Origin of the sequence: Acinetobacter sichuanensis, assembly GCF_003024515.2 — a bacterium.
GTDB classification, from domain to species: domain Bacteria; phylum Pseudomonadota; class Gammaproteobacteria; order Pseudomonadales; family Moraxellaceae; genus Acinetobacter; species Acinetobacter sichuanensis.
The window spans coordinates 63,512-77,510 of the sequence record NZ_PYIX02000014.1; the positions used below are offsets into that span (position 1 = coordinate 63,512).

A 13,999-nucleotide genomic window follows, 5' to 3' on the forward strand; every position below is an offset into this window, starting at 1 on the left:
GATCTCAAAATTGCTTATAGTGCCAATTCAGGATCGCTATTCTTTTGTTTGCTTAATTCTGGATCTGCTTGTACTTCAATGTTGGTCATGAGCTTAGTCCAATATTCATCGTATTCAGCTTGTGACATCTCATTAATGACTTCATTCCATTTAACTAGGTTCTCATGTTGATCTGTACCCGGTTGGAAGAAGTGCATTGCATTTCTGACATACTGCTGATGATCAGCAAAACGCAGTTCAGCAATATTTTCCTGAATATAGTCCAGGCCTTTCACCGTAAATTCGCGAATCTCCTTCATGATTGCATCTTTTTCTATACCATGCGGTTGAGTTACAGAAGATGAACCACCTTCAGGACATGGGTAAACAAGCCAATCATTACGCAAGTTCATTTCTGCTAAGGTCACTTGTAAGTACTGCTCACCACTACGGGCAAACATTTCATGTGCGGTCGTCCAATACGGCTTCTTAGCACTTGTTAAGCCCTCTAATACCATCGCATTTTTGTAGAAATCAGTTTTTAGCTGAGATTGATTAGTTGATGTTAAGCGATCGTTCGTCTGTAAGCTTAAAGAAATTAACTTTAAGTGTTCATCTGACAATGGTTTAGGGCTGTTTTCTTTGATGAAGTCGAGTGCACATATCGCAAACTGACTACGCAACATTTGTCGATAATCACGGAATACAACTGATCTAAAGACTGTACTGTTCGCTGCACCAAGTACTTGCGCTGCAAAGACACGATCATGATCAATTTCAGAACGAGATTGCGAGATATATTTGTTGAGCTCAGTCCGTGGGATTGGATACTCATTTTCAGACAAGAACTTATGCAAGCCTTGGGCAACGTGCATATAACGTCTATGTTGTATGGCGTCCTTTTGGAAAAGTTCAGGATCTTCATGACGATTAGCGAAGTTAATCAATGAAGATAGTTCAGTATGCAACTTGCCACGTTCCGCAATAAACGTATTAATTTTCTCTTTTATGCTGTCTCTATCTGGCGTAAACAAATCAACAATGTCAGGTTGATCTACCAATGTTTTATCCAAAATCGTTTTGATGCTGGTTTCATAAAACTTGACTTGATTCTCAAGATTCGTGCGAAGTACTTCTATCGAGTCATCCTTTTTCATTGGCAAGTAATACATCGCTTGATTTACTTTGGCTGCAGCTTGCAACAAATCTTGGTTAATGTTGGCATACTTCTCAGACTTAATGTTATTCAATTCTGCAAAACGAGTTAGATAAGGCTGTACGTTTTCCATCATCATTTTTGGTTGATTGCGTGTCATCGCACTAAAAATGAGATGGTCATAGGCATGGAAAAATTCATGACCAAACGAGCCAAAACCTGAATTCTTGGTTAAGTTAATCACACGGTTAGATGGCTCATAATGTGCCATCGCAGCGGAACGTCCACGCGAACCAAAAGCAACACCCAACATACCGTTAAAGCCAACAAATTTCGGATCTATATCAAGTGCCTTAGCAAGAGCGAAACAACCGTCATATGCGTTATTTAACGCGATTTGACGATCGCTCTGGTTCAAGTACTCGCCAAACTCTACGGCTTTAAATCCAAAGGTCGCTTGCAAGGTATGTGCTGTAACATCTTGGCCATTACGTGAAGCAATGTTTTCCGTCACAACCACATCACTGAGCTTGAATGCCTTACGCATAGTACGAGGCTTAGCATACTCTTTGAATAGGGCATCTAAGGTACTCGCCGTGTCATCTACAATGTGCGATACATTCTTTTCAGATAACGAGACTTCTTGAGTATCATCATTCTCTGCAGTTGCGTCTTTGGTTTTTTTAGCAGTTAACAGATCCATGACCTGTTCAGATAGACCAGCATCAGATCTGCTAAATAGCGTACTCGAATCTATAATGTTGCCACTTCTAAAAGTAACAGTCGCTTTTACTTTGTCTTGGAACGGTTTGGCATCAATCGCACTACGTATTTTTTTATAGATAGAGTAGGTGCCTTTAACTGGCGGTAACTCTTTCCTTAAATGATGAAGTGCTTCAGTGAGCGTTTTACGTGCTTCACTACTATCGGTTTTCGCCAATTCAGAACTAATAATCATGTCAGTGGCAGCATATTCAGCATAGCTTTCTACCAATGAAAATAATGACCGATCTAATGATTTAAACGCCGTGAACAGATCTTTGTCTTCATTCAAACGAACGTATAAATCACATGCATTAGGAATAAATTCACGAACTGTTTTTGCTTCCATTAATGCATCACGCATACTTAAAACAGCGTCATAGTATCCAGCACCTACTTTTTTAAACTGTTCTTCAGTGGCATTTTCAAGCGGATAACGTGGCTGATCATTCGTCATCTTACGTACAGCGTCAGTCAGCAAGTGAATGTAAATATCTCGACCAGCTTCTTTTGCTTGTAAAACCGATTCCTTTTTCCAAATTTTGTCACGCGTAATTAGGTTTTTGACTTGCAAAAGCGACATATCTTGAATCTGACTGAGCGATAAACGTGGACCATACAGATCCTTTTTCGCACCAGGCATTTTCATACCCGTATCTTCAATAAGTCCAACTTCAGAACGTGGCTCAGTGGCTTTCGGTTTGGTTGTTTTTGGCTCTTTTGGTGCTTCAGCTTCAGGCTTACCCTCAGACTCAAACAGTGATGTTTGTTCTGGAGCAACTGGCTCAGTCGGCTCTACAACTTCTACCGTTGTTTCCTGTACTTCTGGTTCAGTAGGCTTTTGAACTTCAGGCTCAGTTACGGTCGGTTCTTCAACCAATGGTTCTTGGGCAACTTCTACAACAGGTGCGCTTTGAACCATATGTTCAGGTTTATATACTTGATCGCGAGACTTAAATAATTCTGCTTTTTTGAATGATTTTGCAAAATCAGTAATTAAGAAGTTCTTAGAGTTCGGGTGCTTTGGCGTAGGAAGAATTTTATAGCCTTGATCAACAAATTGCTGATGTTCGGCATTATTCACAATGGCCAGTTTTAACGGAGCTTGATCATCGGCAACTTTAATCGCGAGATCGAACCGGTCTTTAGATTCAAGTAGCTTTTCACCAAAGGCAAAATCAATTTTATTGACCAATGTTGAAATATTAACAGCCACAATCTCATTAAGGCCTTTAACATCAATATTTTCAAAACTTGGTGATAATGGCACCTTGATTGTCTGCAGTATGTTTTCACGTAACCCAAGATCATTTAATACTTGGTCCACAAGATGCGCTTTTATCCCGTTTAACTGGAAGTCTTTAAACAATCCACCACGCTCGTTGAATTTAGCAAACTGCTCAACATTATCAAAAACCCGTAATTGATCATGCTGTAAAACTGGTGTGTCTTTATCAATGACAGAAATCACTAAATCAGCACCGTCATTGGCCACAATAATTTTGGAGCCGTTTTCAAACGCTTGATCCATTTCTTTTTGATTGATGTAGTCGGTAAAGACGTTCATCAAATCAACATTGGTCATCACATCATTGCTTTTCACAAAATCGATTAGATCTTGTTTCGCCGTTGGATCGATGTATTGATTATCGGCATCACGTAAAGTTAATGCCTTGTAATCGTCCAACTCAGGGTTAAACAATACCTTTTCTTTAAGGTGTAGGTTTTCGATCGACTGGAAGATCTGATAGCGTTTTTCTAATGAGTCGATCAAGTACTGCATTTGCTCTTGCGTACTTAAAACTGAATCATTGCTAAGCGTCAAAGCTTTAAACAGCGCCTTATCGTCTGCAGCTAAGTCATTCAGACTTGATTTAACGATTAAGCGATCGGTAGACGGAATCTGTTCACCGCTGAAATATAAGTTAATCGCACCGTGCTTTTGTTCATCAGCTGGTGAAACCGTGAGATAAATATTTATCTCAGGAAACTCAAACTCTTTAATGCGTTCAGGATTGGTGATAATGCTTAAAAGAGATCCCGTTTTTGTCTCGAGGGATTTATTTTTTAGTGCCGTCCATTCTTCAATAGAACGATTTTCAAATGACTGCAGTAGGGCAGAATTGATTAAATCACGGTTGAGGTTGAATCCATTCTTGAGTGAGTCTGGAGTCGATTGTAATGCTTCAAGCACAAGCCCATGTTTAAAGAGATTGCCAAAGTCATTTTCACTGTTAACATCGGTCTTTTCAAGTGGCAAGAAACTTGATGCATGCTCATAGACATTCTTAACTTCAATATCAAGCTTTAAGCCTTTTTCATATTTCGGTACCGCTTCCTTGGTCAAAATACGATTAAGAATTACATTCTTAAGGTCATCATAGGTCAGCTTGTTTTCGCTGATCGGATTAGAGCTCAGGATATGTTCAAACGAAGAAGCACCATTAATCATAATGGTTTTTTGCTTTTGTAATGAACTAACCTTTTGACCTAGATCCATCGGTAGTAAGCGAATGAAGTTCTGATCAGATGCTATCGTACTGCTATACACCGCCAAAGAACGTGCGCTAACTTCAGGCTCAACCATCAAAGCGTTACCTTCAGCTAGGTAGGTTTTTACCGCTTCTTCAGTCAACGTGACGACATTTTCAATTTTCGAGTTTTTTGGTGCCGTGACTTCATTGTAGGTCGGTGTTAGATAACCTAGTGCCGTCAAAATATGCTTGTGCTCATTATTAATAATGGCAATAACCGCCTCAGATTTAGACTCTTCACCCACGGCATTTTGATAAAAGTCTTGTAGATAGCGCTTATACGCCATACTTACCGCGACCTTTTTATTTAAGGCAAAAAGCTGTTCTTGTGTATTTGAGTTGAAGTGGTCTTTATGTATCACCTTAGGCAGATAGTTTTGAAAGCTGTCTACCACATAGATTTCATCTTTTTCGAGTGTTTCTTTTAAAGACAAAACTTCATTGGTCGCAGCAAAAACAATCGCGTTGGCCAGTGCATTACCAGGATTCGTGCGTACACGTAATTCCTCATTTATCGCATGATTGAGTTGCGACCTAATATCAGGTAATCGGTTAAGGATAGGGGAGTCAGGATTGTTGCCAATATTGCTACTCAGCTCAGAAAGCACATGAGCCACATCGATGCGCTTATTAAAACCCTTGTAGTTACCGTCCTGTTCTAACAGGTTATAGAATCGCTCTAAGCTTTCATCTGATAAATATTGTGATGCAATGCTATGGGCATCACCATCACCAAGCGCCGTAAATTGGCTATTAATACTATGCAGTTGTTGAAGAATACGAGGCATTTGCTGATGAAATGAAAAGTAGTTTTTACCTACATTTTCAGCACTGGTCGCAATCATGTCCTCAATACTGTTATCCAGCACTGATACAGCATTCGAGAACACCATATCGTTAAAATCTGGCATTGCAGATTCTTGAGATGGTGAATATCCCAAAATAGAATATTCAAACTTTTCGACTGCAGATAACTCTTGATCTTGTTCATCATAATAATGAACCACATCAAACTGGTTAACAGCTTCATTCCAAAGCCCGTTAGGTTCTTCACCTAGATCAACGTTGAAATGATAAATGTCAATGTCATTTGAGGTGTGAGTAGCTTCAAACTCGTTCGCCTCATCCAATAGACGTTGCATTTCATCTTGCAATTCATCATCGGTGACAACGCTTTGTAGGAAGTTATCCAGATCCGTGCCGTATTCTTCACGGTCTATCACTGAATCAAAAAAACTATCATAAAGATTGTTCAGACGCGTAGAAGCAATGTTTAACTGACTTAATGCCAATTCCATTTCATAAGCTTGATCGTCATAGGCTTGCTGATCCAAAACATACGCATTTTCAGTAGCAACAGCGACTTGAATCGCAACCGCTTTTTCAATACGCTCACTGATGGTATGTGTTGCTTTCGCTTCAACAATCGCTTGACGTTCTTCTTTGAGCTTTGCAATTTTTTGTAGGTATTCTTGCTTAATTTTTCGCATTAAAGCGAGTTTAGTCAAAGAGTCCTTAATGACTGGTTCTGGAATGTTCGGCTTAAACTTGGTGTGTCTAAAAAAGTGATCAATTCGATTGAACAAACGTTTTACTGGAACCTTAGGTTCAGGCGGTATGGTTTGCTTAATTTGATTGAGATCCAAGCTTTCTAAACTTGTACCGATGTCATCCAAACTTTCATAAATTAATTCACGATCAAAACTGCTATCACCAATTGAGTAGGGATCAAATGTTCTTAAATTATTAATATTATTTTGAACGCTTTGGATCAGGTCCTTAATCTTATCGGCAAGGTCGAATTCTTCTACATCTAAAGTTTGGTTGTTGTATTCCCAAACTTTCCAATCATTGTCCACCAGCTGTAACGCAGTTGTTTCTATACCAAATGGTGCCAATGCTGACGGGATGCTGTTTTCTTCGTATGAATACAAACAGTCATTGATTTTCGTGACTAAGGTTTGAAGCTTGATCAATCCTTGGTGATTAACGGCATGATCATCCGATCTAAGCGCATTCACAATTGGATCAATGCTCGTATTCAGCCCCTTATTCAGCTCTCGAATATCAATAAATTGCTTCGGTAAGCTGTTATACGCTGGCCATGCTGGATGTGAAGATATTTTATAATTGGTCAGCTCAGGAATTTGCGTAATATCTTTTAGGGCAAGTACTTCACCGCCTGAATTAACCGAAATCACTAGCTGTTTGCTTAGTTCAATAGGCTCTATCGTATCTTCTATGAGTCCAGCATTTAGCGCTGCTTCTTTATCAACATAATAACGAGTCAGTGTTTTATCTGCTTGGTACCCGTAATTGTCTAAATCAGCCAACGGCAATGGATCTACGGACTGCAGTAATGTCGGTAGCTTATTCCAGCCTAAATCTGCTTTATTGAATTGTTTAACCGCACCCATAATGGTTGTATTTGGGGCAAACGGTTTTTGCTGTTTTGCTTGGTAAAGCACAACGGACTTTTGATTATTGAGTTCAAATAGGGATTGCCACTGGTTTTTTTCAGCACTACTCATTGGGTTTTGCAGATATATATCTGACATATCCATTTCAATGAGGTCATTTTTAGAGTCGTAAGGAAAAACAGATTTTATGTCAGCAAGAGAGAGACTATCTTGCGAACTCTTATACATAAAACTAAGGTCGTTATTTTGCTCATTGGTGATATAAACAAACTTTCCAGTCTGTTTTAAACCTGTTAAGAAGCTGTTTAAGGATGTGTTCAACTTTTTCTCTAAAAGCTCAACATCTTTAATCTTAATAATGGCTGCTTGGTTTCTTAAATCAGTTTTAGGGGTTACTACAAGTTGAGCGCCAAAGCTACTCAGATCCAACCATTTCTTTTTAGTTGACATATAAACTCCATGGCAATATGTATAAGCATCTTTTAATTAAAATATCAAAGCACCATCGGTTACTTTTGAACGGTATATACTAAAGATTATAAGAGAATTTATATAAAGAAACTATCTAAAAGGGTTTTAAACAAAGAAAGGGATGGCTTAAAACCATCCCTTTTTTTTAAGTTTTTTTCATTATCAGCCTGATAATGAAAAAATCAGGCTATTTACTTGCCATTGCTTGTGAAAGTGCAATCCTACGAATGTTACCCGTAGACTTAGAACGATCAGTCACTTCAATTGAGCCGTCAGTTAATTTGCTTTCAGCAGAAACTAGCGCAGCCAATACCGCTTCTTTACGTTCATTTGACTTGTATTGTTGATATTGCAAGTTCAAGCGTTCAGTACTTTGAATTAAACCATCGACCATCAAACCACGTTCATCTTTAATCGCTTGTGATTTAGCAAAGTCTTTGTAATCTTGCCCTGAACCTAAATAACGAGAGACACTTTTTTCCAAGTGTTGCATCGGTGCAAGTTTGGTACTTGAATCATGACTATTGGTACCACCACCAGCAACAGGGGAGTATTGCGCTTGAATTGCTTTCAAAGAGGTAATTGCTGGAGAAGTTAAAGCATCTTTCGCCAGTTTAGCCATCACATAATCTTGACCAGCAGATGTTTTCGCAATTCTACCGTCAATTGGAGCATCAGGTAGACCAACCATGTTGTTGATCAATGCATTTTGAGCACGAGCCATCGCCGTGTCTGGCGCTGCAGTCGTGAATAAAGTTGAAGCTTGTAAACTTAGACCAGCATTTTCACCAGCAGCACCACATAGTCCAGACGCAGCCTGAGAAGTGGTACAAAACTCATTATGAGCTTGTAACATAGCTTCTTGTGCTTTGTGAGGGTTCATGTAGACACCAGGCGCAGCAACCACTTCAGAGCCAACTTTATTTAAAATTGAACTATCAGCAGATTTATTGTCTTGTTGAGCTTGTTCACGATCGCCTAAAACTTCACACGCTTTAAATGCTTGGCCATGTGCACCAAACTCAAATTGAGCTTTTTTCATTTGCTCACTTTGTTTAACAGCTTGGTACGCCGTTACAAGACTTTGTGCGTTTTTATGTGCGTTATCTGAAATACCTTGAGCAGATACAGCCTCTTGTTTCGTCAGGATCTTAATCGCTGCCGTCACATCATCTTGTTGCTTTTTAATGCCCAAAGATAAGTTTGTGTCCAACGCACGTAACGCAGCGCTTTCCACCGCATCAGCCTGTTGAATAAGCATATTCAAGGTATTTACTGCCATCGGGTTGCCCACGGAAGCACAGTAATAAGCAGATGCAGAACCGCTAATAATGGCGAGGGTTAAACCGAGTGCACTAATTTTTGAACGAGAGCCGTGCGCTTGTGGCGCTTTCATAACTTTACGTGATGTTCTTTTCGGAGTACGCATTATTTAGTCTCCTTAAAATTGAGGCATAGTTTGTGAAAGCTTAACTTTCACTGACTGGCCGTATTTCGTTTTCACATCATCTTTTATCGGCTGAGATTTCGCTAAAAGTAATGCAGACAATAAACCTTCTTCACGCAAACTTTGCTTGTAAGTTTGAAGATCTAAATAAACAGAAACGCCGTTAATGATATTGGCTTCTTTAAGTAGACCGCGTGGATCTTGCATCGCCATCGCCATTTGCCATTTTTTAGCTTCAGGACCACCGTAGTAACGTGCGATTGTTTGGTCGATCAAATCGTTGGCAGACACCATTTTGCCGTCAATATCTTTGAATGATTTTGTATTTTGCGCGTCAATAACCGCCAAGCTATACGCTGGCATAGCAAGTAAAGCTGTTTTTTGGTTGGTTGCTTGCAAATAATCTCGACCAGCTGGAGTACGTGCCGTTGCATTAGACAATGATTTATCTGGTGTACCTAAAATGTTTTCACGCACGTAATGTCTTGCAAGAGCTTCTTTTGAGCCAGGTGCAACAGACTTAAACAGTAGGGAAGCATTGGTATCGCCACCCGGTAATTTAGACAACGTACATTGACCAGCTTGTGCTTCAGCAACCGTACAGAATTCAGCTTTATGCACGTTTAGGCGTTGATTAATCACTTCCTGTTGAGAGCCAACTAATTTACCGCCGACTTGAGAAGTTTGAGTCGCCATATCAGCTGCTTGATCAATCACTTGACCAGATGCACTCGACATATTTGTATTTTCAGCCAAAACCTCACAAGACTTAAAGCCTTGACCAGTATTGGCGCCATAAGCAAATTGTGCTTTTTTCATGGTATCTGACTGTAAAAGCGCTTGAATACCAGAGGCAATAGTTTGGGTGTTTTTAGTTGTCGCATCGGTAATTTGGTTAGCAGCTTGCGCCTTTTGCTTCACCGCAACTTTAAGCGCTGCAACGATGTTTTCAGTCGAATCATCTAACTTTCTACGGGTACTTTGAGATACTTGTTGAATATCATTTGCTTGGTTGCTTGCATGCTTAGGAATCTGAGAAGACATCTCGCTCATAATCGTACCCAAACCAACCGTAGCCCATTCAGCAAAAACAGGACTACTAATCACCAAAGTTGCACCTAAAATGACAGGTACAAACTTTGATTTTCCTTTAGGCTGTCTTAAAGTATTTTTACGCTTTCTCATAGTCATTACTCAAAGAATTTGGCTGAAGCATTGGAGTTTGGTGTAGTGCGTTGCATCACATTATTAGCCACCGAATAGTTAGCCAGTGATGAAAGAGTACTTCCAGCCATGTATTTATTTTGAAAATCAACGCAAGTTGATGAAGAGCATTCCATCAATCCGACTGGAACAACGTTGTTAGATGCAATTGACGAGTAGTTCAATGCAACAGTCGCTTGCTGTTCAGAAAGTCGAGAACGAGAAAAAACAAAAGCAGTATCAATGTCGCCATACTGCAGACCATTTGGAATCAAATTACAGACACCCATTTTTGCTTCTTCTACGCCACACGAGGTCGCCAAGTGAAACGCATATGGTGAGGTTGCTTCATCTGTTGAATTTGAGAAAAGTTTCCCTGAAACATCTTGCATGTATTTAGAAACGTTAAAGTCTTTTAAGTTTCTATTGAGATCGGTTTGTTCACGTTCTTCAAGAGCCGTACAAAAAGCTGAATCAGGGAGGGCAGCATTCGTACCAGAATTTAAAATCGCTTTTTTGATCTCAATATTTTTATCGACACTTTGAATACCAGCAACGATCATTTCTGAATCACGCGTTTGGTTATCAACAATTTGATTTGCACTGACCGCTGTTTGTTGAGTAGATACACGCACAGCAGAACGTACCATCAATTGCTGAGCTTGTATTGCAAGCTCAGAAAGGATAGTGCCAAGACTAAAAGCATTGGTAAAAAGTGGTACGGATAATAGACCAACCGTTAAAGTACCCACCGCAATTGCTTTAACAGGTGAAAACTGATTAACAGTAATTCTTCTTTTACGCAGATTATTTCTATTTTTCATACCACCCCCAACTTAAGAGAAAAAGTCTTTAATTGATTGGGTGACAGAAGTAGATTCTGAACTTGAAGTTTTTGCGTTAGACGGTGTGCTAGTACTGGCTTTTTGATCAGTTGAATAAGAAACTGGACTAGTCGAGCTACTACCATTGATTGTATAAGTATCTCCACCCTCAAAAGCACCGCTAGGCATAACTAGACCAGGATCAAGTTTACCAAGTTGACCATTCACAGCAGTACCAAGCGCACCCGATACATCAGTATATTGACCCGCTTTGTTGATTTCACCTATAACATCATTCAATGGGCCAACAAGTTCAGTACTTGCAGTTTTCATTGCGTCACACGCTTTTTTAGTCGCGTAATCGACAACCATTTGTTGCGCTGCATTGATGATTGTATCAAGTGATGGAATAGTCACAGAAAGGTCAATGATTTTACCGATGTCAGCAAAACAGCCACCTTGACTAGCTGGACTGAACATTTTGTTAATATCGATTGGACGACCCCAAACCGTCATTTGTAGATCTAAGTTGTCTTTAACGACTTTACCGATCCCATCAGTTGCACATGATTCAATATTGGTTTGAATGTTTTGAGCAGCTGCTTGTTCACCTTTTTTAACCGCCATGAAGTTGTTTTCAGCAGCAGTAGAGTTGAATGACGAATTAGAACTGGTAGACGAATAATATCCGCTATTTGAATTCGACAAAGGCGTATCACCACCAGAGCTACTTGCAATGGTCGATGATGTTGCGATGTTTAAGTTACCCATGTTTTGAGTATTACTGGTAACAGAAGCAACGGAACTTTGTTGAACTGCAATAGCACTTGAACACCCAATAACGGTAGCAACAAAAATGCTTAAAGCACTTTTAGTTTTAAAAGCTGGCTTAACATTTTGTAGATTAGGGTTAGTCCTTAAAGTCTTGCCCCGAACTTGTTGTAGCCTTTTAGCTTTCTTGTGATTGTTACGCATATCTAGCCCTTTAAAAGAGTTATGATTAATGTTTTTTAGAAGCAAGTTCGCAAAGCACTACAACATCTTTTACTACAGCTTCACTACTTAAATATAAGGTAGCTATAAGGTGTTTTAACTCATATATCCTTTTAGCGAACTTATATATAGAATCATAATACCATTCTTCACCATATTGTAGTATATACTTCTCATTGGTTAAACATAGTTTTATGAATTCTTTTAAAATAGGACGCTTAAAAATAATAGCTGTCGTAATATATATAAACTGAGTACTAACCAAACACATTAAAGTATTAATTAGCTCTACTTCCTCTTTTAAGCATTCCTGTAAAACCGATGGCTTTAGGGTTTTAGAAAAACCTTCCTCAGTCACAATATCTTTTAAAAAACCTGAATCCGAGTACTTATTTTTCAGAAAATTACTTAATTCATGCACGTTCTTTAAGTAAATATTGATCTGATCTTTAGACGCAGTTTTGAAATGTTCCTCTACACGTTTTGGATCGTTTAACGTGATGTCGAGCATTTCAGATTCATTATTTTTTTGATTTAAAAGCACAAAAGCGGTGAAGCTGGTAACTTTGCGTGTTTCGCCAAGATAGCCACTACTGCAAGCATTCAAAAAAACAAGGCAATGCTGTTCAGTAAGATACAAGCCGTATTCTTTTGGTGTACCTGGTTCAAAGAAATTGAGTGAACGCTTATCAAAATGAAAAGTGTTCTCTAAGGTCTGACAAAAGTAGTTAATAGAGTGTACAAAAGCTTCTGGTACAAAGGTTGTAGGCTCTTGAGACAATGCTATGTTTTGGCTTTCTATGCTCATTCCCACGATTTAGTCCTCTTTGAGAGGTAGGGCGTAATAGCCCATTTGACTTAAAACACGTAAAGGAATATCAAAGTTAAGACTTTGCGTTAGACCAGATTTAGGGTTAAAGGTTTTAGCTGAAGCTATAAACAAAGTTTGCTCATTAATAAACACTTGAATGCTATTCGTGACTTTTTGTTCATCAAGTATGACGCCACATACAATATCTAATTTCACATCAAACGTATAAGCATCCATTTGAACGTCTATTGATTCCCAATCGATCGTCATGAACAAGTTTTGGTTTTCAAATTCCAAATTACCTTCTTCAAGAGCTTTATGGATTAATCCCTTTTCTAATAATTCCAAGTAAAACGCATGTAAAGGCGTTGCATCTGCAAAACCATGAGGATTAAACGGCGTTCTTGTCGGTTCAGTGATTTTAGTTTGAATCATGTTTAACTCCATTAAAGGGTATTTAGATTCTATCTTAAAACACCCTAAATGTTTTTATTTAAAATTAATTAAAACCCATTGCTATAAGTTGAAGCGCTTTCTTTAGTTTTAACGTTTTCAAGATTGCTTTGCGTAATAGTATCTTTGTAATGCTGACTAAACGTATTTTTACCCGTTTCGTTTATGTTCTTAAGCTCATTTTTAATGACCTTAAGATAGTCTTGATATTTTGGTGACTGTTCTACATAAACTTCGGTCGCTGCAATTGAGAACATGTTCTTATCATTGGTTGCGATCGGAAATAGGGCAGTATAGGAAGCATCTTGCTTGAGCTGGTCTACAGTTGTTTGTTGCTCAATGATCTTCGCCTGATAGTCCAACAATGTTTTATTGATGTTTTCATGACTATGGATAACGAAATTCAACTGTCTGTCATTCGGACGTTCAAGGGTAAACGGCTGATCGATACCAGAAAGCTTATTACAGATCTCCATATTGTATCGGTAGGCTTCAAACGAGTCTGAAAAGTGATTAAAGTCTTTTCGGAGAGCATTATTGTTTTCTAAGTCTTGCTGAAAGTCTTGAAAGCATTGCAATACATATTCATCTTCATTTTTTTCAACGAATAATTGAGCGATGTTGGAGCACTGGTGCCGTTCGCAGAGATCCGCAAGCTTTTGAATGCTTTTAACCTCATTTTTCTTTTCTAAGATATTGCGTAAATGTAGCTGAGTTGCCCGATACTCTTGCATCAACATATTGTGATGCTCGACAAATAGCTCATAATCGCTTTTAAGGTACGGACTGGCACCTTCAATCTCACGCTCTACCTTTTCATGCTTAGAGTTGATTTGAACACGCTCACGCGTGGTATTCACTGTATTTTGACCAAAACCACCTAAGATTTTATCAAAAGTAATCATCGCATCGATGTCGCCAGTTACGTTTTTATAGAGATCCATGA

Annotated in this window: 8 protein-coding genes; all 8 read right to left on the reverse strand. The window is 38.9% G+C overall.

The genetic code is table 11. The annotated features are described in order from the left end of the window. Positions 1 to 14: 14 nt before the first annotated feature. The 8 genes from C9E89_RS10285 to C9E89_RS10320 all read right to left on the reverse strand — a co-directional run bounded on the left by C9E89_RS10285 (position 15) and on the right by C9E89_RS10320 (position 13,997). Positions 15 to 7,301: an LPD1 domain-containing protein gene (locus tag C9E89_RS10285; protein ID WP_038350101.1), complete on the reverse strand. Its 7,287-nt coding sequence runs from the start codon at positions 7,299 to 7,301 to the stop codon at positions 15 to 17. Positions 7,302 to 7,509: 208 nt separating this feature from the next. Next, a complete protein-coding gene (locus tag C9E89_RS10290; protein ID WP_005028681.1) occupies positions 7,510 to 8,751 on the reverse strand; it encodes a hypothetical protein in 1,242 nt (413 codons plus the stop codon). 12 nt (positions 8,752 to 8,763) lie between these two features. Further along, positions 8,764 to 9,954 carry a hypothetical protein gene (locus C9E89_RS10295; protein ID WP_005028684.1) on the reverse strand — a complete coding sequence of 397 codons (1,191 nt, stop codon included), beginning with the start codon at positions 9,952 to 9,954 and terminating at the stop codon, positions 8,764 to 8,766. 5 nt (positions 9,955 to 9,959) lie between these two features. Continuing rightward, positions 9,960 to 10,796, reverse strand: coding sequence for a hypothetical protein (locus tag C9E89_RS10300; RefSeq protein WP_005028686.1), 837 nt, complete (start codon positions 10,794 to 10,796; stop codon positions 9,960 to 9,962). Positions 10,797 to 10,808: 12 nt separating this feature from the next. Continuing rightward, positions 10,809 to 11,771 (reverse strand): hypothetical protein, encoded by a 963-nt coding sequence (locus C9E89_RS10305; RefSeq protein ID WP_005028689.1) that lies wholly within the window; start codon positions 11,769 to 11,771, stop codon positions 10,809 to 10,811. Between the two features lie 25 nt (positions 11,772 to 11,796). Continuing rightward, positions 11,797 to 12,597, reverse strand: a complete 801-nt coding sequence (locus tag C9E89_RS10310) for a hypothetical protein (protein ID WP_024160804.1) — start codon at positions 12,595 to 12,597, stop codon at positions 11,797 to 11,799. 9 nt (positions 12,598 to 12,606) lie between these two features. Beyond that, the gene (locus tag C9E89_RS10315; RefSeq protein WP_005028693.1) at positions 12,607 to 13,035 is read right to left on the reverse strand and encodes a hypothetical protein; all 429 of its coding nucleotides are present in this window, start codon (positions 13,033 to 13,035) and stop codon (positions 12,607 to 12,609) included. Positions 13,036 to 13,103: 68 nt separating this feature from the next. Further along, on the reverse strand, positions 13,104 to 13,997 hold the full coding sequence (locus C9E89_RS10320) for a hypothetical protein (RefSeq protein WP_005028694.1): 894 nt from the start codon (positions 13,995 to 13,997) through the stop codon (positions 13,104 to 13,106). Positions 13,998 to 13,999: the final 2 nt, after the last annotated feature.

What these genes read in the sequence shown, in the direction of transcription:
- C9E89_RS10285 (WP_038350101.1), bottom strand. Translation starts at nt 7,301, where the DNA reads ATGTCAACTAAAAAGAAATGGTTGGATCTGAGTAGCTTTGGCGCTCAA.
- C9E89_RS10290 (WP_005028681.1), bottom strand. Translation starts at nt 8,751, where the DNA reads ATGCGTACTCCGAAAAGAACATCACGTAAAGTTATGAAAGCGCCACAA.
- C9E89_RS10295 (WP_005028684.1), bottom strand. Translation starts at nt 9,954, where the DNA reads ATGAGAAAGCGTAAAAATACTTTAAGACAGCCTAAAGGAAAATCAAAG.
- C9E89_RS10300 (WP_005028686.1), bottom strand. Translation starts at nt 10,796, where the DNA reads ATGAAAAATAGAAATAATCTGCGTAAAAGAAGAATTACTGTTAATCAG.
- C9E89_RS10305 (WP_005028689.1), bottom strand. Translation starts at nt 11,771, where the DNA reads ATGCGTAACAATCACAAGAAAGCTAAAAGGCTACAACAAGTTCGGGGC.
- C9E89_RS10310 (WP_024160804.1), bottom strand. Translation starts at nt 12,597, where the DNA reads ATGAGCATAGAAAGCCAAAACATAGCATTGTCTCAAGAGCCTACAACC.
- C9E89_RS10315 (WP_005028693.1), bottom strand. Translation starts at nt 13,035, where the DNA reads ATGATTCAAACTAAAATCACTGAACCGACAAGAACGCCGTTTAATCCT.
- C9E89_RS10320 (WP_005028694.1), bottom strand. Translation starts at nt 13,997, where the DNA reads ATGGATCTCTATAAAAACGTAACTGGCGACATCGATGCGATGATTACT.